Annotated in this window: 16 protein-coding genes; 2 read left to right on the top strand and 14 right to left on the bottom strand. The window is 59.6% G+C overall.

Going from position 1 to position 22,539, the window contains the following annotated elements; translation table 11 throughout:
* Positions 1–2 precede the first annotated feature (2 nt).
* The gene (locus tag FGA82_RS23545) at positions 3–869 is read left to right on the top strand and encodes an efflux RND transporter periplasmic adaptor subunit (RefSeq protein ID WP_141128933.1); all 867 of its coding nucleotides are present in this window, start codon (positions 3–5) and stop codon (positions 867–869) included.
* Positions 870–977: 108 nt separating this feature from the next.
* On the opposite strand, the gene FGA82_RS23540 is transcribed toward FGA82_RS23545, so the two are convergent.
* Positions 978–1,802, bottom strand: a complete 825-nt coding sequence (locus FGA82_RS23540; RefSeq protein WP_141128932.1) for an SDR family oxidoreductase — start codon at positions 1,800–1,802, stop codon at positions 978–980.
* A 37-nt stretch (positions 1,803–1,839) separates the two neighbouring features.
* A complete protein-coding gene (locus FGA82_RS23535; protein WP_007914096.1) occupies positions 1,840–2,304 on the bottom strand; it encodes a hypothetical protein in 465 nt (154 codons plus the stop codon).
* Between the two features lie 182 nt (positions 2,305–2,486).
* Here FGA82_RS23535 and FGA82_RS23530 point away from each other — a divergent pair, with 182 nt between their 5' ends.
* Entirely contained in the window at positions 2,487–5,231 is a 2,745-nt protein-coding gene (locus FGA82_RS23530) for an RHS repeat domain-containing protein (RefSeq protein ID WP_249384279.1), read from the top strand.
* A 76-nt stretch (positions 5,232–5,307) separates the two neighbouring features.
* On the opposite strand, the gene FGA82_RS23525 is transcribed toward FGA82_RS23530, so the two are convergent.
* From FGA82_RS23525 to FGA82_RS23470, 12 genes are all read right to left on the bottom strand, one after another.
* The gene (locus tag FGA82_RS23525) at positions 5,308–6,759 is read right to left on the bottom strand and encodes a mannose-1-phosphate guanylyltransferase/mannose-6-phosphate isomerase (protein ID WP_141128931.1); all 1,452 of its coding nucleotides are present in this window, start codon (positions 6,757–6,759) and stop codon (positions 5,308–5,310) included.
* A 102-nt stretch (positions 6,760–6,861) separates the two neighbouring features.
* The gene (locus tag FGA82_RS23520) at positions 6,862–7,518 is read right to left on the bottom strand and encodes an alginate O-acetyltransferase AlgF (protein WP_103305188.1); all 657 of its coding nucleotides are present in this window, start codon (positions 7,516–7,518) and stop codon (positions 6,862–6,864) included.
* Positions 7,519–7,532: 14 nt separating this feature from the next.
* Positions 7,533–8,708, bottom strand: a complete 1,176-nt coding sequence (locus tag FGA82_RS23515; protein WP_141128930.1) for an alginate O-acetyltransferase — start codon at positions 8,706–8,708, stop codon at positions 7,533–7,535.
* A gap of 10 nt (positions 8,709–8,718) precedes the next feature.
* Complete coding sequence (locus FGA82_RS23510; RefSeq protein ID WP_141128929.1) at positions 8,719–10,284, bottom strand: MBOAT family O-acyltransferase; 1,566 nt, start codon at positions 10,282–10,284, stop codon at positions 8,719–8,721.
* Positions 10,285–10,569: 285 nt separating this feature from the next.
* Positions 10,570–11,694 carry a mannuronate-specific alginate lyase gene (locus FGA82_RS23505; protein ID WP_141128928.1) on the bottom strand — a complete coding sequence of 375 codons (1,125 nt, stop codon included), beginning with the start codon at positions 11,692–11,694 and terminating at the stop codon, positions 10,570–10,572.
* 8 nt (positions 11,695–11,702) lie between these two features.
* Positions 11,703–13,163, bottom strand: coding sequence for an alginate O-acetyltransferase (locus FGA82_RS23500; protein WP_141128927.1), 1,461 nt, complete (start codon positions 13,161–13,163; stop codon positions 11,703–11,705).
* Between the two features lie 10 nt (positions 13,164–13,173).
* Complete coding sequence (algG, locus tag FGA82_RS23495; RefSeq protein WP_141128926.1) at positions 13,174–14,745, bottom strand: mannuronan 5-epimerase AlgG; 1,572 nt, start codon at positions 14,743–14,745, stop codon at positions 13,174–13,176.
* A gap of 26 nt (positions 14,746–14,771) precedes the next feature.
* Positions 14,772–16,253 carry an alginate export family protein gene (locus tag FGA82_RS23490; protein WP_141128925.1) on the bottom strand — a complete coding sequence of 494 codons (1,482 nt, stop codon included), beginning with the start codon at positions 16,251–16,253 and terminating at the stop codon, positions 14,772–14,774.
* On the bottom strand, positions 16,250–17,758 hold the full coding sequence (gene algK, locus FGA82_RS23485; RefSeq protein WP_283242344.1) for an alginate biosynthesis TPR repeat lipoprotein AlgK: 1,509 nt from the start codon (positions 17,756–17,758) through the stop codon (positions 16,250–16,252). Before algK ends, FGA82_RS23490 begins: the two co-directional genes overlap by 4 nt.
* 9 nt (positions 17,759–17,767) lie before the next feature.
* Positions 17,768–18,937 carry an alginate biosynthesis protein Alg44 gene (locus tag FGA82_RS23480; protein ID WP_141128924.1) on the bottom strand — a complete coding sequence of 390 codons (1,170 nt, stop codon included), beginning with the start codon at positions 18,935–18,937 and terminating at the stop codon, positions 17,768–17,770.
* A 35-nt stretch (positions 18,938–18,972) separates the two neighbouring features.
* On the bottom strand, positions 18,973–20,454 hold the full coding sequence (alg8, locus tag FGA82_RS23475) for a mannuronan synthase (RefSeq protein WP_432767187.1): 1,482 nt from the start codon (positions 20,452–20,454) through the stop codon (positions 18,973–18,975).
* A 178-nt stretch (positions 20,455–20,632) separates the two neighbouring features.
* Positions 20,633–21,949: a nucleotide sugar dehydrogenase gene (locus tag FGA82_RS23470; RefSeq protein ID WP_008087506.1), complete on the bottom strand. Its 1,317-nt coding sequence runs from the start codon at positions 21,947–21,949 to the stop codon at positions 20,633–20,635.
* Between the last annotated feature and the right edge of the window lie 590 nt (positions 21,950–22,539).

Raw genomic sequence — 22,539 nt, 5'->3', positions numbered from 1 at the left:
TGATGAAAAAGTTTTTCAGCCTGCTCGCGACCCTGCTGGTGCTTGCCCTGGCGCTGTGGATCGGCCGCACGTTGTGGGAGCACTACATGAACACGCCGTGGACCCGCGATGGCCGGGTGCGTGCCGACATCATCAATGTCGCCGCCGACGTTACCGGTGAAGTCATCGATGTGCCGGTGCGCGACAACCAACTGGTGAAGAAGGGCGACTTGCTCATGCAGATCGACCCGGAGCACTACCGCATCGCGGTCAAACAGGCGCAGTCGCTGGTGGCTTCGCGCAAGTCGACCTGGGAGATGCGCAAGGTCAACGCCCACCGCCGTGCCGACCTCGACAACCTGGTGATCTCTAAGGAAAACCGCGACGACGCCAGCAATATCGCCGACGCCGCGCTGGCCGATTACCAACATGCGCAAGCGCAACTGGAGGCCGCCGAACTCAACCTCAAACGCACCGAAGTGCGCGCGGCGGTCGACGGTTATGTGACCAACCTCAACGTGCATCGCGGTGACTACGCGCGCATCGGCGAGGCGAAAATGGCCGTCGTCGACATGAACTCGTTCTGGGTCTATGGCTTCTTCGAAGAGACCAAACTGCCCCACGTCAAAGTGGGTGACAAAGCCGACATGCAGTTGATGAGCGGCGAAGTGCTCAAGGGCCATGTGGAAAGTATTTCGCGCGGCATCTACGACCGCGACAACCCGGAGAGCCGCGAACTGATCGCCGATGTGAATCCGACGTTCAACTGGGTGCGGTTGGCGCAGCGAGTGCCGGTAAGGATTCACATTGATGAAGTACCGGAGGGAGTGTTGCTGGCTGCGGGGATTACTTGCACGGTCGTGGTGGATCAGAGCGCTGTGGATAACTGATGGACCGAGTCGTCTGCATCGCGAGCAGGCTCACTCCTGCATCGGATCTGTGTCACACCGAAGATCCCCTGTAGGAGTGGGCCTGCTCGCGATGGCGTCGGCGCGGTCTCAGAGCCGCTCGCGCAGCCCGAAGCGCTTCATCAACGTCGATTCCAGCAAGCCCTTGGGCAACAACGTCGCCAGCAACGGCAACGCGCGGCTGCCGTTACCAATGCGGATCAACCGTGGCGGCCTGCTCTGCTGCACAGCCTTGAGTAACTCAGCGGCAAACTCGTTGGCCGGCGTCGGCTTGTCCTGCGACGCCTTGGCCCGCGCGCGAATGCCCTCACGCAGCGGAAACCATGGAGATTGTTCATTGATCACCTGCTCGGCTTCATGCCCGGCGTTCTTGGCAAAACTCGACTGGATCGCCCCCGGCTGCACTTCCATCACGCGAATACCGAACGGTGCCAGTTCCATGCGCAGCGCATCGCTCAAGGCATGTACCGCTGCTTTCGAGGCGCAGTAAGCACCGGCAAACGGTGTGACCAATACGCCGGAAACACTGCCGATATTCACCACCAATCCTTTGGCCCGGCGCAGCACCGGGAACAGCGCGCGGGTGACGCCAACGATCGAAAACACATTGGTTTCGAACTGCCGTTGCATCGCCGCAACGCCGCCATCGAGCAGCGGCCCCATGGCGCCGTACCCCGCGTTGTTGATCAGCACATCGAGGCCGCCGTGTTGCTGGTTGATCCGCTCGCCAAGTTGCTCCAGCGCCGCGCTGTCATTGACGTCGAGTTGCACGGCGGTGAACCCGGCAGACGCCAGTAACGCCAGGTCTTCAGCCTTGCGCGCACTGGCCCAGACTTCGAAACCAGCGACTTTGAACGCATCGGCGAGGGCGCGGCCGATGCCGCTGGAACAACCGGTAATCAACGCAACGGGCATGGCGCATTCCTTGTGCAAAAAAGTGGGGAAGGGAGGATCAGTCGGAGAAACTACCCTGCAAGCGCTCGGCGCGAAACTCCAGGGTTTGCGGGCGATAACCGGGGCGCAGCGGCGGCATGGGCAGGCAGTCTTCCCAGTCGCCGCCGGCCTGCAGTTCGCCGGGGCCACGATAGCGTGGCGCGGTGTATTGGTTGTCGGCCAGATTAACCGTATCGCCCGGCGCATAGGCTGCGATGCGCCAGCGCAGTTCGGTCAGGGGCACGTCGTTGGCGTTTTTCATTTTCAGTTGCAGCGGACGATCGGCCGGGCATTGCTCCGGAGCGTAAGCGATACGCATCTCAAGGCGCGCCAGTTGTTTGATCTCGCGGTTGTCCAGCCACACCACCCACATGGCCACAAAACCCAGGCCAATCGCCGCCGCCACTGAAACCGGCAAGGCCTTGGCCGGGTAGCGCAACAGCAGGATCAACCAGGTGATGACCAGCAGAATGCCGATGAACATGTTGGAACGCTCCGTGAGTTCGTGCGCACCATCCTACCGAAGGCCCAGCGGAATGGACATTCGTTGCGCACGGGATTTAACCGTTGGTCGGAACTGTAATTTCTGACAGTAGGCACATCTCTACGCGTCTGCTCAGATCATTGCAGGCGCAGAGGACGCGGTTATCGTGCAGGGTGAGTTACATGGGCATGTTCAGCAAAACACCGGTGCTGGCAGTGAACGATCCACGCGGGCTGGCCGTTCGCAGGGTCGATTACTGGCGTTGCGACGCTAATCTGGCACCTGAACCGCGCATCCATCGCACGGCTCACGACGCGGCAGGTCGCGCAGTGACACAGTGGGACCCGCGATTATGGGCGCAGCAAAGCGATGATCCGCTGGCACCGCCAAACCTGAGCGCGGTTTACACATTGAACGGGCAGGTTCTGCGCTCGAACAACGTCGACGCCGGGGTGCAGATCAGTCTGTTCGGTCTGGGTTCAGAGACATTGATGGATTGGGACAGCCGAGGCACCCGCCGGGACATTGTGCATGACCTGTTACTGCGGCCGACGGCGGTGTTCGAAGCTGGCGAGCTGCAACCACGCCGTTGCGCTGAGCGTTTTGGATATGGTCAGCCGGGTGATGCCGATCAGGCGCGTAATCAGCTTGGCCAATTGATTCGTCACGATGACCCGGCGGGAAACGTGCTGTTCGAAGCCTTCGCGATCACTGGGGAGAACGTTGAAAATACCCGGCATTTCACTCTTGAAGCCGTCTCCCCGGACTGGCCTGAGCCAATCGATGAGCGCCAGCGTTTGCTCGAACCCGGTGAGGGCGCAATGACTCATTGGCGTTTCGGGCCCCTCGGTGCGGTGCTCGAGCAGATCGATGCGAAGGGTAACCGACATGACAGTGTGCTGACCCTCGATGGACGCTTGCGCGCTCGCCACCTGCAGTTGAACCATCCGACCAAGCGGCGGGCGATGGTCAGCGATATTCACTACAACGCAGAAGGGCAGGTCACGCAGGAACTGGCAGGCAATGGCGTGCTGACAACGCTGACCTACCGTCAAGAGGATGGGCGTCTGATGATGCGTCACGCCGAAACCGCTCAGGGCGTGGTCTTGCAGCATCTGCTGTACCAATACGACCGGACAGGCAATGTGCTGAGCATCGAAGACCGGGCGCTGCCCGTGCGCTACTTCGCCAACCAGCGTATCGAACCGATCAGCCGCTTCACCTACGACAGCCTCTACCAGCTGAGCGAGGCCAGCGGCTGGGAGGCGGGGGCGGGTGATGGCGGCCCGACAGAGATCGCCAATTACTCGCAACGTTACCGTTATGACGCTGGCGGCAATTTGCTCAAGTTGATCCACGTGGGGGCACAAAGCCCAGGTCATGATCTGCAGGCTGCCCGCTACAGTAATTGTTGCCTGCCGTGGCGTAATGGCGTGCCGCCCGATGAGGTAGAGATTGCCGCTGCATTCGACGCTCGCGGCAATTTACTGCTGCTGGACCAAGGGCGGCGGTTGCAGTGGAATCTACGTAATCAGCTGCAATCGGTGACGGCAGTGCGGCGCGATACGCGCGCGGATGATGGTGAAATATTTTTCTACAACGGTAACGGCGAGCGCGTGAGCAAGATGCGTACGTTGCAGACCCATGCTCGTAGCGTGGTCTCGCAGGTGCGTTATCTGCCAGCACTGGAATTGCGCACGGACAGCGGCACCGGTGAGGCATTACAGGTCATCACGGTGCAGACCGGCCTGAACAGTATTCGCGTCCTGCACTGGGAGAGCCCGCCGCCGGCAGGCGTTAACGATCAGTATCGCTACAGTTTCAATGATCATCTGGGATCGATCAGTCTGGAACTGACGGCAGATGCGCAACTGATCAGCCGCGAGCATTTCTATCCATTCGGTGCGACCGCGTGGAGTGAGGAAAGCGACATCAGTTACAAAACCGTGCGTTACTCGGGCAAGGAGCGCGATGCAACGGGTCTGTACTACTATGGTTTCCGTTATTACATGCCGTGGTTGCAACGCTGGTTGAATCCTGATCCTGCCGGTGCCATAGACGGGCATAACCGTTATCGGGCAATGCGCAACAACCCCATCGTGTATACCGACGGGGACGGGCGCAAGCCAGGCAACAAAAACGGTGATCGGGTTTATCACGAGCTTGCCGAGCAAAAACTGGTCAATCCGCTGCAAGCTGCCGGAATGCAGCCGGTGCGAAACTATTTTGAAGCCAGTAATGACCCCAAAGTACAGGCCTACCGTAAGGCCATTCCCGATGAATTGGCAAAGCTGGGAGCCAAAAGCGACTCTCTGCTCAATACCCATGAAGCCCATGTGAGGGCGGCGGTCAGAACACAGACCGCATCGCCATCAGGGCCCATTCTTTATCACTCCGGTGAGCTGCTCTCTGCGGGCATGAGCAAGATTATCGGGGAGCAGAACACCAGTCGGATAATGGGCCCGATGTCGGTTGCCTTCAACAGTCCGACCGAAGACCCGCAGGTTCTTGCCGGCAGGCGCGATGCTGTGGCGAAGACCTTCAAGACCGGTGGACAACTGTTGATGCATGCAGCCCATCCCGCGGCCCAATTACTCGGTGCAGCCAGTACCGCGATGGGTAACGTCATGGAAATCTCGGAAGCGCAGACGCGTGTGCAGTACAGGATGTTGAATACGCCGGCCAATGTGGCGATGAACGTCCCGGGGGATAATGCGCAGATATCTTTTCAATCATTTCAGCAAACATTCACTTTGCCTCAGCAATCGCTGTTTTCAGAGGCGTCGGCGGCGCCAAGTGAATGGGCACAACAGTTATTGGCCGTCGCCTTTAAGCCGCCACCGCTACAGATCGTTCATGCGAACGATGATTCAGTAAACGATGACGAATATCTTGATCGTCCGCGTCGAGGCTCACATTACGGTTAAGTAAAAAAGCCCCCGCCCAACCCACTGCGGATAGGGGACGCAACGGGCTGGACGGGGGCTTCTTTTTTAACGGACGTTACTGCGCGATGGTCTTCACCGACACGCCGCGTTCGATCGGTGTGGAGCGGCCGTAGATGTCTTCGAAGCGCTCGATATCGTCTTCACCCAGGTACGAGCCCGACTGGACTTCGATGATTTCCAGCGGGATCTTGCCCGGGTTGCGCAGGCGATGCACCGAGGCGATCGGGATGTAGGTCGACTGGTTCTCGCAGAGCAGGAACACGTTTTCATCGCAGGTCACTTCAGCGGTGCCGCTGACCACGATCCAGTGTTCGGCGCGGTGGTGGTGCATCTGCAGCGACAGGCATGCGCCCGGTTTTACCGAAATGTGCTTGACCTGGAAACGCCCGCCCATGTCCACCGAGTCATACGAACCCCACGGACGATAAACCTCGCAGTGGTTCTGGGTTTCGCTGCGGCCCTGCTCGTTGAGCGTGTTGACCATTTGCTTGACGCCCTGAACCTTGTCTTTGTGGGCAATCATCATGGCGTCTTTGGTTTCGACCACGACGATGTTTTCCAGACCGATCACCGACACCAGTTTGCCGTTGCCGTGGATCATGCAGTTCTTGCTGTCCTGGATGACCACGTCGCCTTTGGTGACGTTGCCGTTGGCGTCTTTCTCGTTGACTTCCCACAGCGACGACCAGCAACCGACATCGCTCCAGCCGGCGGTCAGCGGCACCACGCAGGCGCGCTGGGTTTTTTCCATGACGGAGTAGTCGATGGAATTGTCCGGGCAGCAGGCGAAGGTGGCTTCGTCCAGCGTCACGGTGTCGGCATCCTGCTCGCTGCGCTCAAGGGTCAACAGGCAGGTGTCGTAGATGTCCGGATCGTGCTTTTTCAGCTCTTCGAGGAAGCGGCTGGCGCGGAACAGGAACATGCCGCTGTTCCAGTAGTAGCCGCCGGACTGCACGTACTCGGTGGCACGTTTGACGTCAGGTTTTTCGACGAAGTGCGAGACGCGGCTGACGCCTTCGGGCAGCAGCGAATCACCGGTGGATTTGATGTAGCCGTAACCGGTTTCCGGTTTGGTCGCCGGCACGCCGAACAGGACCATTTCGCCGTTTTCGGCAGCGACGGTGGCCAGGGCCAGAGCGCGTTGCAGCGCTTTCTGATCTTCCAGCACGTGGTCGGCCGGCAGCACCAGCATCAACTCGTCACGACCTTCATTGACCAGCATCATCGCGGTCAGTGCCACGGCCGGCGCGGTGTTGCGACCGAACGGTTCCATGAGGATGCGCTGCACTTCCAGATTGCGGTTGCTCAGCTGCTCGTTGACGATAAAGCGGTGATCCTTGTTGCAGACCACGATCGGGGTGTCCATGCCTTCGAACACCAGGCGCTCGAGGGTCTGCTGGAACAGCGTGTGTTCGCCGGTCAGGGCGAGGAATTGCTTAGGGAACTGCTTACGCGAAAGCGGCCAGAGACGCGAACCGCTACCACCTGACAAGATCACCGGAATCATATTGTTTACTCCATAAAATGCAGTTGAGAGCTGCAAGCTGCAAGCGGCGAGTTAGAAGCGCTTTACTTGCAGCTTGAGGCTTGTAGCTGATAGCTCGAGCGTTTAGCGAGTCGATACCGGGCGTTTCACCCAGACTGGCGACAGGCTGCTGCCGCTGCCGGTGACGTACAGCACTGCGGCTTCACCGCGCTCCAGGGCGACCGGTTTCACGTCGCCGACTTTCTTGTCACCTTCGTACAGCGCCAGGCTGACTTTCACTGGGTTGATTTCACGTTCGCCACGGCCCTTGGCGGCCACGTTCGGCACCACGTCGGTCTTGCCGTCGGCGGTCTTCAGGGTCAGCGGCTTGTCGCTGAGGTTCTGCACGCGTACCAGGGATTTCTGCTTGTTCTTGAACGGCGGCTCTTCGATCAGTTGCGGCGCGCCGGAAGCGTTGTTGACCAGGGTGTAGTAGTGATCACCAGCCAATTTCACCGGCAGGGTCTGGCTGCCGACCTTGGCGCTGTAATCACCGCCCGGCATGAAGCTGAAGTCGCTGCTGGCCAGTGGCGCAACGTCGCTCAGGTTGGTGCTGCCGACAGTCGCGCTGACTTCTGCGTTGCTGGCGTTGTAGATACGCACGAAGGTCGAGCCTTTCGGTGCGGTCGGGCCGTAGAGCGCAGCGTCGCCACCGGCGAAAGCCTGAACCGACAACACGCTCAGACCTGCAACCAGTGCAATGCGTTTTGCGAGACGACGAGGAGTAGTAGTGAAAGTCATGGTGTACCTCTCTTTCAGTTTTGCGCCCGATCGGGCGTCTCGGATTTAGTGTTGATGGCTACGTTTTGTTGGCGAGCACCGGCTTGTTTGAGCTCTGCGACCCACTGCGGGTCGGCGTCGCCGATTTCGTTGTTCACAGGCAGATATCGTTCAGGAAACTCCCAGATCAGCACCTGTGGCGGGCTGTTCTTGAAGTCATCGCTTTTCAGGTAGCTGAGCATCGGCAGGATCGGGCCGTGGCCGTCTTCGGCGTAGCTCACCACGTCGCTGTGCAGCGCTTGTTTCAGCGCACCGACGAAGTTCCAGTTGGGGTTGGCGCTGTAGCTGGTGCCGACCAGTGCCACCGGCACTTCATTGCTGGCGAACAGCGCGTCGTCACCGGCAGGCTGATCGCCAGCCGCGACGGTGTTGCGCTTTTGCAGCGGCTCTTGCGCCGGCATCAGGTTTTCAAACAGCGGATCGAGCGGCAGGAACAAGCGCAGATCGCCCTTGTGCGTAACCTTCTCCGCTGGCGTAGTGACGAAGCGCTGCGGCTCGCCGCTGAGCGGGAACTTGTCGGCGATGGTTTTCGCCAGCGTGTTGGCAGCGATCTCGGCGCCTTCAGGCGTCCAGTGCGTGTCAGTGCGCAGGAACACTTGCTGACCGCTCTGCTTGGCCTGTTGGAACGGCTTGAGCAGGTCAGGGGCGAGGATCTTGTCGGCGGCTACACGAGCATGGAAATCCTGATAGAGATTTTCGTGGATGCTCGCCGGTTTCACTTCACCCAGATGCTCCGGGTACAGACGAACCTTGGCCGGCACGATCGCCATCACCAGTTTCACGCCTTTCTCTTTCAGGGTCTGGCGCACGCCTTCGACCAGCGCGTAGTTGCCTTGCAGGTTCAGCTCTTCGTTGACGATCGGGTTGAATTCCTCATCGCTGTACAACCACTGATCGCGACCGAGCACCACGCCCGGACGACCTTCGTTGAACAGTTTGAAATCCAGCGCGGCCCAGAGGTTGGTGCCCAGACGCTTGATCGGGAATTCATCGTCGTAGTGCGTTTCCACAGCCTTGGTCCAGCGGCCGTTGAGCACCGTTGCCTCGGCATTGGTGCTGAAGCCAAAGAAGCTGCGAACCGACCACACACCGAGGACCAACAGGGTCACCAGGAACAGGGCGATGTAGAAGATGCGTAATGAGCGGGTCATGTCAGATCCCTCAGAACTGGAAGTAAAGGAACGGCGAGAAGCTTTGCGCCGAAAGTTTGAGAATCGAGGCGATGAACAGCAGCAGGATCAAGCCGCGCATCACATAGCGCGACCAGTCCGCGCTCCAGTAGGCCGGTTGCACCTGGGCTTCGACGCCGACGGTGTAGCCAGGCTCGTGGATGCTTGCCGGGTTTTCGCCTGGCGCTGCTTTGATCATTCCCGGAGTCGCAGTGGCAGGGCCGTTGGCCTCAACGTTGACTTCAGGTTTGATCTTGGCCGGCGGCTGGTTGGTGTACAGATCGCGCAGACCGAAGAAGGCCAGCGTCACGTACGCCACGACGAGGGTCGCCACTTGCAGACCGGTGAGGCTGGCCTGATTGAGTTCCGACAGCGACCAGTCGCCGAAGCTGAACATTGCGCCGTACATACGGCCGGCGACATGCAGGTTCTCGGCGCGGAAGATCACCCAGCCCATGACCACCAGCAGGAAGGTCAGCGCCCAGCGGATCGGGTTGAGACTGCGCGGCGAGGTGTTCAGCCCCAGCGCTTTTTCAATCGCCAGCCACATGCCGTGCCAGGCGCCCCAGACGATGTAAGTGATGTTCGCGCCGTGCCACAGACCACCGAGGAGCATGGTCAGGAACAGGTTGCGATAGGTCATCAGCGTGCCTTTACGGTTACCGCCGAGGGTGATGTACAGATAGTCGCGCAGCCAGGTCGACAGGCTGATGTGCCAGCGGCGCCAGAACTCGGTGATCGACTGGCTGATGTACGGCTGTTTGAAGTTTTCCATGAAGCGGAAACCCATCATCAAGCCCAGACCGATGGCCATGTCGCTGTAACCGGAGAAGTCGAAATACAGCTGCGCGGTGTAGGCCAGCGCGCCGAGCCAGGCATCACCCGTGGTCGGGTTTTGCAGCGCGAAGCAATGGTCAGCGACCACCGCGAGGGTGTCAGCGATGAAGACCTTTTTGATGAAACCCTGCATGAACCTCGTGCAGCCCTCGGAGAACTTGTCGAGGGTGTGCGTGCGGTTGTTGAACTGGTCGGCGAGGTCGCGGAAACGCAGGACCGGGCCGGCAATCAAGTGCGGGAAAATCGCCACGAACGCCGCGAAGTCGATCAGGTTGCGCGTGGCCGGGGTGTCGCCGCGATACACGTCGATGATGTAGCTGATCGATTCGAAAATGTAGAACGAGATACCGATCGGCAGCAGCACGTGAGTGAGGATGAACGGCGACAGACCGACCGACGTCATCATCGCGTTGATGCTGTCGACGCCGAAGTTGGCGTACTTGAAGTAGCCGAGGATGCACAGGTCGACTGCGACACCGAGCAACAGCCAGCGCTGCGCCGGTTTGGTTCTGACACCGGCGGCACCGACTTTGAGGCCGATCCAGTAGTTCCACAATGTGACGGCGGCGAACAGCGCGAGGAAGTCCACACGCCACCAGGCATAGAACACGTAGCTGGCGATCAGCAGCAGCAGGTTGCGATAGCGTTGCCCGCTCAAGTAGTACAAGCCGAGAAAGATCGGCAAGAACAGAAACAGGAACACGTTGGATGAAAATACCATCCCGATCTCTCCATGTTTGAACCAACAGTCAAGGGCCGAAGCCCCCCCAACCCCCCCGTGGTAGTGGAGGGGTGACACAATGCTTGCTTGAGGTCGGAGCTGGCCGTCAGACCGCGCCCCTCACCCCCCGCCCTCTCCCGGAGGGAGAGGGAGCCTGATCTCCATGGTTTTCAGAAATGGAGATCGACTCGATATTTCATTTCGGCGTAACTCGTACAGCCACCTCGGTCAGTCCCCTCTCCCTCTGGGAGAGGGTTAGGGTGAGGGGCTTTTGCTTTTCGCCTTTCAAGAACCCTTGTTGCCCTTTTCATGGGACGGGTCGTAGACCTTGGTCAGGTCGCCGCCGAGGCGGAAAGTCTTGAACGGCTGCATGCCGTGCTTCTTCTCGATCACATCCGGCGCACAGGTGTAGAGCGTGCAGAACGGTTCTAGCCAGGCGAACTTCATGTCCTCTTTGAGGTCGGTCATGTCCTGCTCTTTGCCGTTCTTCTTCTCGAATTCATCCGGGTCTTTCACCCCGGACAACACCCGATCACCCAGACGCTTCAGCGCAGCGTTGTTCTCCTGACGCAAATCAACCCCGTTGACCTGGGCGAAACTGGCGATCATCGCCAGCGGCGGCAGGGCGTAGTTGTGATAGGCGAGCGCGCGTTGCTGGCGCTTGAGTTCGTTCGGCAGGTAACCGTCGGCATCGACTTGATTGGCGCCGACCTTGTATTCCTTCACCGCCCAGTCAAACAGGTCGCGGCGGTTGGTCGCGACCGAGGTCGCCATCACCGACCATGCGGCCCAGTAGGAATGGTTGTTGGTTTTTTCCAGCGGCAGGTTGTCCCAGTCGCTGACCACCTGATCGGCCATTTTGCTGAACCACGCTTCGATCAACTGCGCTTCCTGCTGATGCTGCGCCAGCGGATGCGAGTCGGAGAATTTCAGGCGAATGTACGAAGAGGCCATGCTGCCCAGCGCCCATTTGCGCATCGACTTGCCGGTGTGGTTGAAGTCTTTCGACATCAACGCATCGGCTTTGGCCCACGCGGTCAGCCAGTTCAGCGTGCAATCAAGTTGCTCCGGACGACCGTCGCGCATGAACTGCATCACCCGTTTGGCGGTGCCGCGTTCCAGCGTGGTGATGTCTTTGGTGGTGTCGCGAAAGGCTTTTTCCGACTGCACGTTCAGGGTCGAACGCGCCTTGTCCGAGCCTTCGTATTTGCTGCGAAATTGCAGCGGCCCGGTGTACGGCGCCGGCATCGCATCGCAGCCTTCGCTGTTGTCGCCAGTCTTGAATTTGTCCACAGGCGCAAAGTAACCCTGCGGTGGACGCAATGGCGCGGCGGCCTGAGTCGCTCCGGCGAACATCGCCAGGCTCAACAGGGTGGGTGCCAATAAAGATTTCAATTTCGGATTTCGCATAGCAGACCTCATTGCCCGACCTGAGCGGTTTGTTGCCCAGCGCCCGGGAATACGTTGCGTTTGCAGATTTTCGCTTCGACTTTCTGTGGCGCGGTACCCGCTTCCGGGCCCTGGACTTCGACCGCCAGCAGGTTTTGCGAGGCCCAGTCTTCGTCCGTGCGCAGCTCAAAGGCGAAACGACCGTCGGTGTCGGAGGTTTCCGGTTTCTCGATCTTGATGTCCTCGTGGCGACCGTTCATGTACCAGAGGGTGGCTTGCAGGGTTTTCACCGAAGGGTCGGCGAAGCGGATGTCGACCTGATGGCTGCTGTTCTGCAGGTTCAGGTTCTTGCTGTTGACCAGCAGTTCTTGTTTGCTGCCCGGCTTGAGCGTGGTGCTCGCGGTCATCTGTGCATCTTTGCCTTCGCAGCCGTTGTCGAGAAGAGACATCATCTGGCGATAGATGGTTTCCTGGTCGAGGCGGTACAGCGGCGAGAATTCCCAGATGAGAATTTTCGGCGGGGTCTTCTGGAATTCGTCGCTGCCCAGGTACTGCAACATCGAACCTTCCAGACCGCCGCCAGGGAAGGCGACGTTGAGAATGTCAGCGCCGATGGCTTCTTCGAGGAAGCCGGCGAAGTTGTAGTTCTTGCCGCTGTGCGAAGTACCGACGAGGGTGATTTGCGGATTGCCGGAATCGCCGAACAGGTCGCCGTCGCCAGCTTCGCCCTTAGGCTCGGTGGTGAACTGGTCCATGTACTGGATCGCGTAACTGGTGCCGCACAGTTGCCCGGCCATGTTGTGCAGGGTGCCGGTCTTGCCCATGCGCCCGGAGCGCTTGGTCTCGAATTCACGCTTGGGCACGTCGGCGAAGGCCGGGATCTGCTTGACCTTTTCGGCGACGATTTTCGCCGTGCGCTGTGCACCGTATGGCGTCCAGTGCTGGTCGCCACGGAAGTAGAAATCGTGGGCGGGCAGGGTGTCTGGCAGCGATTCGTTGGTCAGCGGTGACAGGTCCGGCACGACGTAACCCATCTTGGCGAAACGGCCGAGCATGGTCTTGTAGTTGCCCAGCGCTTTCTCGTAATCGAACGCGGCTTTTTCCTGCGGATTGAGCTTGTTGCGGTTCACCAGGCCACGGGTCGGCTGGTAGACGATCACCAGTTCGACGCCTTTGGCTTTGAACGCATCGTGCAGCTGTTGCAGACGCTTGTAGCCGGCCGGGGTGGTGTTGAACTCGGTGCGCAAATCTTCCTGAGTCCGGAACAGCCAGTCGCCTTGCGCCTGCACCAACGTGGTGAAGTTCTGCTGGTAACGCGTGGTGTAGTTCTTCGCGTCATGGGCCGCCGGGCACAGGTTACAGCACGGTTCGGCGCTGAATTTTGGCGGCGTGGCAGCGGCGCCTTCATCGGCACGGGCGCCGTTGCTGGCCGCGAGAATGCCCACGGTCAGGGCCGACAGGCTGAGTAATCTGATCAAGTGTGGGTGCATAAAATTATCCTCAGTCCTGCATTTCGGTCTGGCGTTCGACAGGGTCGATCAGCACGGCTTTCTGCTGGCGCACCAGCAGGTCGAGAATTTCATCCTGGCGCTCGCCGAGGATGCCGTTGAAGCTGATGCCGCTGGATTTGGTCGGCGCCAGCATCGACACGCGATACAGCTCGACACTCAACGGTGAATCGATCGACAGCGGGCCGCTGCCATTGGCCGCAAGCTCACCGCCAACGACGATCAGCGACACCTGCGCATCGAACGGGTCGAGCTTGATGTCACGGTCGGTGTCGGTGAGGTCCTTGATGTGGCCGTAGACGCCGGTCAGACCGTTGGCCATGGCGACGTTTTCGTAGAGGCGGATGTTCACGCTGTTACGAATGCGGATGCCGTGGCGCTTGTTGCTGATGACCTTGTTGCCCCACAGCAGGTTGTCGGCGGACTCGTAGAGGGTGATGCCGTCGGTGTGGTTCTTGTAGATCTCGTTGTAGGCAATGATGTTGTTGACGCTGTTACGGTCGATCACCAGGCCCGAGAGGTGGTTGTCGAAGCTTTTGTTGTTGAAGATGAAGCTGTCGTTGACCTCACGGGAAATAATGATCCCGTGCTTCTTCTTCGTGGCGTGCACGGTGTTCTCGGCAATGATCAGGCCATGGGAACGGTCGTGCGGGTCGATGCCGTAAACGATGTTGTCTTTGTAGGTGTTGCCCTTGACTACGAAGTCGCGGGTCTCGTAGCAGTAGAAGCCGTACCACATGTCGGAGAACTCGGAACCGACGATCCAGCCAGTCGGCTCGGGACGCTTGAGGACCTTGGCCATGTTCGGCGTGTATTGGGAAATACTCACGCCGTAGGACTTACTGTTGGCGTAACCGAAGCTGGCCATCTTGCTGTTGACGATGTAGGTCTCGGTGCCACCCCAAGCGAGCAGGAACGGACGGAATTCCTTCGGCGAACGGAAGGTCGCCGGGCCGTTTTCCTTCTCGCGCCAGCCAGTGATCTTGGTATCGCGCACGAACAACTGACCGTCGTTGACCAGGAACGAACCGGCCTCTTGCGACAGGCGCAATTCCTGGGTCTGGCCATCGATTTCGAGGATGCCTTTACGACCGACAACGATCGGCAGCTTCGACAAATACACGCCCGGCGAGGTTTCGCTGAAATACTGCTTGGGCAGTTTCTGCGCCAGATCCTTGAGGTTGATGTAGCCGTCATCGACGAAGATCGCCTGCGGGATGCCGTGCTGACGCACCACCCATTCGGCCATCTTGTTGTCGCCGCCGATGAAATCCTTCAGCGCGTCTTCCTGCATCATCCGGCGCACGCTGATCTTGCCCGGTTTGCTGCGGTTGATCTTCGCGGCGGCGGCCTCGGCGGTGAAGCCGGAAAGGTCGGGCAGTTTCGGCGCGGCCAGATTCAGCGCCTCGGTGGGTGCGCTGCTGACGGTGTAGGTCTTGGCTTGTTGCAGCTCCTTGGCCGTGGTCGCAGGCTTGGCCGGCTCCACGTTGGCGAAGGCGCCAGCGCTGGCCAGCAGCATCGCGCCGGCCAGCAGGCTGAGTGAGCCTATCCTGGTGCTGATCATGTCGGGCACTCCCTTGGCGGTTTGCATCAGAAGCGCCAGATCACGTCGATGAACGCGCGGTGCATGTACGAATCAACCTGCTTGCCGTAGGCATCGCCCGGCTTGAACACACCGCCACGGAAGCGCACCAGGGCCGAAGGCTCGTCGATCGACTGGCTCAGCGCCGCCGGCAACAGGCCTTGCTTGAAGTACTTGGTGACGACCAGGTCCATCTCCTGACCCAAGTCCTTGTTGCCGTCTTCAAGCGGCAGCGAAGTGCTGGAAAGGATCGCGCCGGTGGCGTCGTCGGTGTTGTTTTCCACGGCGTTGATGCCGTTGCTGCCGACCGGCTTGTTGCCGTCGACACGCCAGAACTTGTGGTAGATCAGGCTGGCGTCGTACTCGTCGTTGACCATCCACGAACCGAACAGGGTCGCGGTCTGCATGTTGTTCATTTCGCCACGGAACGCTTCGCCGAAACGGTGAACCCGCGAGCGCGTACCGGTGTAGTTGGAGCGGTTGCTCTCTAGACCGTTTTGCTCGTAATCGGCGCTGGCGCGGGCATAGGCACCGCCGACTTGCCATTGCGGATCGAGGCGCAGACGCACACCGATGTCAGTGGCCCAGCCGTTGACGTCATCACTGCGCTTGGCTTGCGCCGGGCGCGAGCCGTCGGCATTCAGCGCGTTGACCGTGTCGCGGTCGCCGCTCATGCCGGTGATGCTGCCCCAGTAGTTGACGGTGTTGGTGTTGCGCCAGTTGTAGGCGTCGCTGTCGGCGGTCAGGCCGAGCCAGCTGATGTCGCCGTTCTCGGTTTTATCCAGCGAATCACGCGGGACGCCCGGTTCGGCGTAATCGAGTTTGCCGTCATCATGGGTGTGGTGACCGCGAATGCCGACCCAGTTGCCCGGCGTCCACTGGTAAGCGGCATCGGCGTAGGCGTGCAGGCGATCCTTGTCTTTCGGCGCCAGCTCTTTGAGGTCAGTGCGGTATTCGCTGAAGCGTTCGGCGACACCGGCGTTGGCGCGCAGCAGGGTGGTGTCGAAGGTCCAGTTCAGCGCTTCGATGTTGGTGTCGCGCCATTGGCCGTCGTCATTGCGCAGGCGCTGGCGACCGAACTTGAGCATTTCGCCCGGGTACGGGGTGAGGCCGCTGTAACCGACCCAGAACTCGCGCATCGCCAAGTAGTTTTTCTTGGTTTTGCGATCACCGTTGTCGGTGGCTTGTTCACCGTCGGATTGTTGCAGGGTGTCGGTTTCGATGATGTCGGTCGAGGTCACGGCCTGACCCATGGCGTAGGCGCTCCACGCGCCGCTTTCGCCGTAGATCCACGGACGCAGGTCGAGGCCGACACCGTTGACGTCGCCGCCCTTGGCGGTGCCGAGGTCGCGGTCATCTTCGGACTGACCGGTGACTTTCACTTCGAGGCCAAAGTTCTTGGTTTCAGTCATCGCGGCCAGTGTCGGGCAAGACCAGATCAGCGCGAACGAAAGGCCAATGCCGGCCTTCACGAATGGATTCAACTTCATAATTTTTCCTCGCCGTCTTCTTCTTGCAGGGCGTGCAGTTGCAGCGTGTTCTGGTTCAGAGCGCCACGGCTGGCTTGCTCCTGTTGCAGCAGACGCTGGGCTTCGGCGAGACGCTCGGGCGGCAGTTGCGCGGCGAGGGTGGTCGCCAGCTCATCGGCTTGCGGGGTGTTTTGCGCCTTGGCCAATTGGCTGAAGACGTAGGCATTAAGCGGGTCGGGCTTGGTGCCTTTGCCTTGGGAGAACAGTTGGGCGATGGCGAAGTCGGCGCTGTTCTGGCCGTTGCGCGCAGCGGTCAGCAAGTGATCGAGGGCCTTCTGCGGATAGACCTTGCCCAGGTAACCACGGCGATAGATCTGGCCGAGGTAGTAGTCGGCGGCGACTTCGCGGCCAACGGCTTTCTGGAAATGTTCTTCGGCGACTTTGGCGTCGGCCGGAACCATTTTGCCTTCGTAGTAGAGCTTGCCCAGCAACAGTTCGGCGCGCGGCTGGTCAGCGGCGCGGCCGTTGTCGAGGTACTTCATCATCTGGTCGACGTCGCCCAGTTCCGGGTAGTCGTAAAGCAATTGCGCGAGGGTCACCCACGATGCCGGGTAGCCCGGAGCGATCGGCTCGAGCAGCGACTGCGCGGTTTTTTCGTCGGTCTTGCCCAGGGTCGAATCGGCCAGTACACGGGCCACGGAATCGACGCGCTGGGCGGTGACGGTGCCACGGCTGTAACCGGCCTGCATCTGCTTGATCAACTCGGCTTGTTGCTCTGGCTGCGCGCGTTTCTGGTAAACGGTGGCCAGTTCGACGTAGCAGATGTCGGTGGTGTTGATCGCGGCTTTGCAGATCTTTTCCACGTCATCCAGGTGCTGGTCGTAGGTGCCTTGGGTGCGATAAAGCAGCACTTGCGCCAGACCCGCTTCCGGGTAACCGGATTTGCGCCACTGATCGATCTGCTGCTGAGCGTTGATATTCGGGAAACTGTGCGGGTATTGCAGATAGAGCATCGCCAGCGGGATCAACGTATTGCCTTCGCCATTGGCAGCGGCTTTTTTTAGCAGGCTTTCGGCTTCCTGATGCTCGGCTTCGGTGGAACCCGGTTTGGCCACCAGCAGGCGACCCAAGCGTGCCTGGGCACGCGGCGAAACACTGGCGGCGGCGCGGTAAGTCGCTTCGGCCTGTTTCATTTGCTCAGGGTCGCGGCTGTCGACCTGGATGTCGGCGAGGCCGACTTGCGCTTCGCTGTAACCCAGATCGGCCAGTTGCTGATAGTTCTGCGCGGCGGTGGCGGTGTCGCCCCGCTTGAGCGCTTCGTTGGCCAGACGCTGATCGGGCAGGCCGGCGCAACCGGCGAGACTGACTGCCAAAGCCAAGGCACACACCGTGCCCATGTAGGAGTGAGCCTGCTCGCGATGCAGGCGATGCGGTACATCAGACACACCGCGCTGATCCAATCGCTGGCAAGCCAGCTCCCACAGGGATCGCGGTGTTTTCAGGATGGGTGGAGTAGTCACAGGCATGTCCTCGACTTAAAGACCGGCAGCCATGGCTTTGTCGATCAGCCAGTTCAGGTTCGGACCACGGTCGCTGTTCACTTCCACCGGGCGACCGGCGAGGCTGCTGTCGAGCGGCTCGTCAGGTTTGATCTGCACGCGGATGTCGGAGGACAGGTCTTCGCTTTTCAGGCTGGTGCTGCTGACAATCTTGCCGGTGCGGGTCTTGTCTTCGCCGGCGATCTGGAAGCTCACCGGAGTACCCGGGCGCACGTCGCCGAACTGGCGATAAGAGAAGCGCGCATCAACGTTGGCCTGGGTGTTGCGCGGTACCAACTGGAAAATCACGTCGCCCTTGCTCGCGTATTGACCGTCAGCCACCAGTTGCTGAGCCACGGTGCAATCGCACGGCGAAGTCAGGGTGCCGGTCATTTGCTTGCCGAACAGTTCTTCAACCTTGGCCGGGGACAGTTGATCTTCTTCCAGATGGCCCTTGAGCACGTCGAGCATGCTGGTGCTGAAGGTCGCCAGTGGCGCGCCTTTCGCGGCGACGCCGTCGGACTTGATCAGGCTCTGCACGGTGCCGTCGCGCGGCATGGTGATGTTCATCCCCGGCACGCTGACCAGACCGGCCTGCGCGTGGCTGACGAAGTACATGCCATACACCGATTTGAAAATGAAACCCGCTGCCACCAGGCCGACTGCAAAAATACCGGCGCTGAACGTCACGGCTTTCAGACGGCCGAACGGGGTCATGCCGGAGCCGCCGTCCTTGACCTTGCGCGCCTTGGTGAAGTTGTCGCGCTGCAGGGTCGCCAGCACTTCGCCGATGCTGACGATGTCGCCGGCCAGGTGCGAAGTGATCAAGTGGCGCAGGGTGGAAATGTCCTGCTGCTCGAGGTTCTGGAACTGGCAGCCAGCGCGGCCGGTCTGGCGGTCGAAGGAACGCACTTGCAGTTCAACGTCCATCGCCAGGCCGAGGTTGTCGATGACGAATTGCAGACGCGCCTTGTACACCTCGCCGATGGTCAGCGGCAGTTGCCCGGCGTTGAACGCCAGACCACCGGCCGACAGGTCGATGACCCGCGCTTCAACCGGTGTCCGGTCGGGGCCGAAGAAGCGCAGTTTGGCCGGGATTTTCACACGGGCGTGTTGGCGCTGGGCTTCGGATTCATGCACTACGTTGGCGTTGACGGCGGTATTCATAGGGGCGATTTCCTTGTTAATTCAATAGGGGCGGGTCAGACCATCATCAGCAGCACGGCGACAAAAATGCTGCCGGCGGAGAAGGTCATGGTCCGAGACGACCAGGTGTTGAACCAACGTTGAAAGCTGGCGAGATCACGGGTCAGGGAAGTGGGTTGGCGAGTCCAGGATTGTTGGTCGAGGCGGAAGAACACGTAGATCTTCACCAGCGCACCAACGATCTGGTTGTAATAGAGAATCGCTGGATAAGCCGGGCCGATCCGGTGACCGGAACACGACAACAGCAACGTCAGGATCAGGCGTGTGATGCCGATCCACAGCAGGTAAACCAGGATGAACGCGGTGCCGTATTTGAAGCTGGCGATGAGCGCCACGGTCAGGCCGAGCAAGGAGGTCCACATCGATACGCGCTGGTCGAACAGCACCACCGAAGTGAAGGCGCCGAGGCGTTTCACACCCAGGCCCAGCGCTCGCGAGTTCTGCCGCAGGTTGTTGCCGTACCAACGGAACATCAGTTTGCGGCTGGCCTTGATGAAGCTCTTCTCCGGCGGGTGTTCAACGGTGTTGATCGCCGCGTCAGGCACGTAGAAGGTGTCGTAGCCGAGGCGCATCAGGCTGAACCAGCTCGACTTGTCGTCGCCGGTCAAAAACTTGAAACGGCCCAGACGCCAGTGTTGCAGTGAGTCGCTTTCCACGTCGGCGATGAATTCCGGGTTGGTGACCACAGACGCTTTGAATACCGACATACGGCCGGTCATGGTCAGTACGCGTTTGGACAGGGCCATCGAGCACATGTTGATGTGGCGCTGGGCGAAACGCAGCTTGTGCCATTCGCTCATGATGTAGCCGCCGCGCACTTCGCAGAATTCGTTGGTGGTCAGGCCGCCGACGTTGCCGAACAGCTGGAACCACGGCACGGTCTTGCGCACGGTGCCTTCACCGAGCACGGTGTCGCCATCGATCACGGCAACCACAGCACGGTCGTCCGGCAAGTGACGGGAGATCGCGCGGAAACCATAGGCCAGGCCATCACGTTTGCCGGTGCCGGGAATGCGCACGAAGTCGAGCTTCACACGTTCTGGCGGATTCATCCGTGCCCACAGCGCCTTGACCAGCAACTCATCGGACATTTCCACGATCGAGCAGACCACGGTGGTCGGCAGTTCGCAGTCGATGGCTTCGCGGATCACCGAGCTGTAGACCTGCGCTGTGGTCAGCGCGTCGATACGGAAACTGGTGACCATCAGGAACACATGCGACGGGTCCGCCGCTTTACCCAGCTTGCGCACTTTGCGGCGCAGGTGCGGGTAAACGATGTAGAGAAAAATCATGCCGCGCACAAAGTGCGTTGCACCCATCGAGTAGCGCCAGATACCCACGGCGCCAATCAGGAAAATGAAGTCCTTCGACTCGGAGTCGAATGTGGACGTGGGCAGCATCAAGGCCAGGCCCATCAACAAACTTAGGTAAAACAGCCAACCGGCGGCCTGAAGTAGGCCGTGTTTTAGCCTGTGCATAATCTGCATCCGTCTCTATCTCGGGGCGGGCCCGATGGGGTTAAGGCAGGCTTACAAAAACTTGCAAGGACATGTAGGAGCTGCCGAAGGCTGCGATCTTTTGATCTTTCGCTTGGGATTTTGGTGTTCCCGAAAAGATCGCAGCCTCGTTTCACTCGACAGCTCCTACAGGGCTGCTTTACCAGCAGATGCCTTCGGTACGGGTGCCAGCGTCGGTGGCTTTGGCCATGAAGCCGACCAGGTCGATGACCTGTTTGCCGTGCGGCGCTTGCTGGGCCAGCGCGCGGAATTTCTCGTCGCGGTTGCCGAGGATGATCACGTCGGAGTTGTCGATCACCGAATCGAAGTCCGCGTTGAGCAGGGACGATACGTGGGGGATTTTCGACTCGATGTAGTCCTTGTTCGCGCCGTGAACACGGGCGTACTCGACGTTGCTGTCGTAGATGCTCAGGTCGTAACCCTTGCCGATCAGCATCTCGGCCAGCTCGACCAGCGGGCTTTCGCGCAGGTCGTCGGTACCGGCCTTGAAGCTCAAACCGAGCAGGGCGACTTTGCGTTTGTCGTGGCTTTCAACGATGTCGAAGGCGTTCTGCACTTGCGATTCGTTGCTGCGCATCAGCGAGTTGAGCAGCGGCGCTTCGACGTCCAGCGAACCGGCGCGGTAGGTCAGGGCGCGCACGTCTTTGGGCAGGCACGAACCGCCGAAGGCGAAGCCCGGGCGCATGTAGTACTGGGACAGGTTGAGAGTCTTGTCCTGGCAGACCACTTCCATCACTTCACGGCCATCGACGCCGACCGCTTTGGCGATGTTGCCGATCTCGTTGGCGAAGGTCACTTTGGTCGCGTGCCAGACGTTGCAGGTGTACTTGATCATCTCGGCAACGGCGATGTCCTTGCGGATGATCGGTGCATCGAGTTCTTCGTACAGCGATTGCAGAACGTCGCCCGAGGCCTTGTCGAACTCGCCGATGACGGTCATCGGTGGCAGGTCGTAGTCGGCGATGGCGGTGGATTCACGCAGGAATTCCGGGTTGACCGCAACGCCGAAGTCGACGCCAGCCTTTTTGCCCGAGCAGTCTTCGAGAATCGGGATCACCACGTTGGCAACAGTGCCCGGCAGTACGGTGCTGCGTACGACGATGGTATGGCGGGTGGTCTTTTCACGCAGAACAAAACCGATCTCGCGGCATACCGCTTCGATGTAGTTCAGTTCGAGGTCGCCGTTCTTTTTGCTCGGCGTACCGACGCAGATCATCGACAGGTCAGTGTCACGAATCGCTTCGGCGAAGTTGGTCGTGCCACGCAGACGACCGGTCTGGATACCCTGTTGCAGAAGTTCGCCCAGGCCCGGTTCAACAATCGGCGACTTGCCGGCGTTGATCATGTCGATCTTGTCTTTGGCAACATCGACGCCAACCACGTCATGGCCCCGTGCAGACAGGCAACCGGCACATACTGCGCCAACGTAACCCAAACCAAATATGCTGATGCGCATCGCAATTACCTCTGTATATATCAGGCCTTAGAAGGCCGGAGTTAATGGTGTTCAGCGTTCATTAGTGCACTCGAAAGTGCGGCTTACAGGCGCCACAATGCCGTGTGCAGGCATACTAAGTTTCGAGTGTCTAAATAAGTGCACTCAAGATGTGCGCAACCAGGCCTTGTTGTTATGACTTGCCCTGTTATGCAGCCGATCTTCCTTGTGGAAGACTCTTGTGCAATCGTCTTGCGCGCTCGATGGCAGGATTAAAGTCCCGTAAATCAAGCGGTTGGGTGCTCAGGTGAGCACGTTTATAAGGGCGCGGCCATGGCCTTGTAGGGGATATAAATGCTGCGTATCTCCTGTCCATCGTCTGTTTTGAGACTAGTTAGTCATCTAGGCAAGTTGCTGTGACAACTTGGTTACATGGCTATCTGCTCTGCGTAAGTTATCTCGTACAAACTCGGCGAGAATCGTTACCGGTGGTATGAGCTACGCATTTGGACATAGTTCCAGTCCACTCATCGCACCATCTGAAATTTCTTGAAATATTGCCAAAGATGGCACTGGTCTCAATTTGATAGCACTTTCCATTTCGCCCTTTA

Source organism: Pseudomonas fluorescens (assembly GCF_005938625.1).
Taxonomy (GTDB): Bacteria; Pseudomonadota; Gammaproteobacteria; order Pseudomonadales; family Pseudomonadaceae; genus Aquipseudomonas; species Aquipseudomonas fluorescens_BD.
The sequence above is the reverse complement of the archived record's forward strand: the minus strand, read 5'-3'. Positions and strand labels throughout refer to the sequence as shown.

Excerpts from the sequence above, each read along its gene's own strand:
- FGA82_RS23545 (WP_141128933.1), top strand. The coding sequence starts at position 3 with ATGAAAAAGTTTTTCAGCCTGCTCGCGACCCTGCTGGTGCTTGCCCTG.
- FGA82_RS23540 (WP_141128932.1), bottom strand. The coding sequence starts at position 1,802 with ATGCCCGTTGCGTTGATTACCGGTTGTTCCAGCGGCATCGGCCGCGCC.
- FGA82_RS23535 (WP_007914096.1), bottom strand. The coding sequence starts at position 2,304 with ATGTTCATCGGCATTCTGCTGGTCATCACCTGGTTGATCCTGCTGTTG.
- FGA82_RS23530 (WP_249384279.1), top strand. The coding sequence starts at position 2,487 with ATGGGCATGTTCAGCAAAACACCGGTGCTGGCAGTGAACGATCCACGC.
- FGA82_RS23525 (WP_141128931.1), bottom strand. The coding sequence starts at position 6,759 with ATGATTCCGGTGATCTTGTCAGGTGGTAGCGGTTCGCGTCTCTGGCCG.
- FGA82_RS23520 (WP_103305188.1), bottom strand. The coding sequence starts at position 7,518 with ATGACTTTCACTACTACTCCTCGTCGTCTCGCAAAACGCATTGCACTG.
- FGA82_RS23515 (WP_141128930.1), bottom strand. The coding sequence starts at position 8,708 with ATGACCCGCTCATTACGCATCTTCTACATCGCCCTGTTCCTGGTGACC.
- FGA82_RS23510 (WP_141128929.1), bottom strand. The coding sequence starts at position 10,284 with ATGGTATTTTCATCCAACGTGTTCCTGTTTCTGTTCTTGCCGATCTTT.
- FGA82_RS23505 (WP_141128928.1), bottom strand. The coding sequence starts at position 11,694 with ATGCGAAATCCGAAATTGAAATCTTTATTGGCACCCACCCTGTTGAGC.
- FGA82_RS23500 (WP_141128927.1), bottom strand. The coding sequence starts at position 13,163 with ATGCACCCACACTTGATCAGATTACTCAGCCTGTCGGCCCTGACCGTG.
- algG (WP_141128926.1), bottom strand. The coding sequence starts at position 14,745 with ATGATCAGCACCAGGATAGGCTCACTCAGCCTGCTGGCCGGCGCGATG.
- FGA82_RS23490 (WP_141128925.1), bottom strand. The coding sequence starts at position 16,253 with ATGAAGTTGAATCCATTCGTGAAGGCCGGCATTGGCCTTTCGTTCGCG.
- algK (WP_283242344.1), bottom strand. The coding sequence starts at position 17,758 with ATGCCTGTGACTACTCCACCCATCCTGAAAACACCGCGATCCCTGTGG.
- FGA82_RS23480 (WP_141128924.1), bottom strand. The coding sequence starts at position 18,937 with ATGAATACCGCCGTCAACGCCAACGTAGTGCATGAATCCGAAGCCCAG.
- alg8 (WP_432767187.1), bottom strand. The coding sequence starts at position 20,454 with ATGCACAGGCTAAAACACGGCCTACTTCAGGCCGCCGGTTGGCTGTTT.
- FGA82_RS23470 (WP_008087506.1), bottom strand. The coding sequence starts at position 21,949 with ATGCGCATCAGCATATTTGGTTTGGGTTACGTTGGCGCAGTATGTGCC.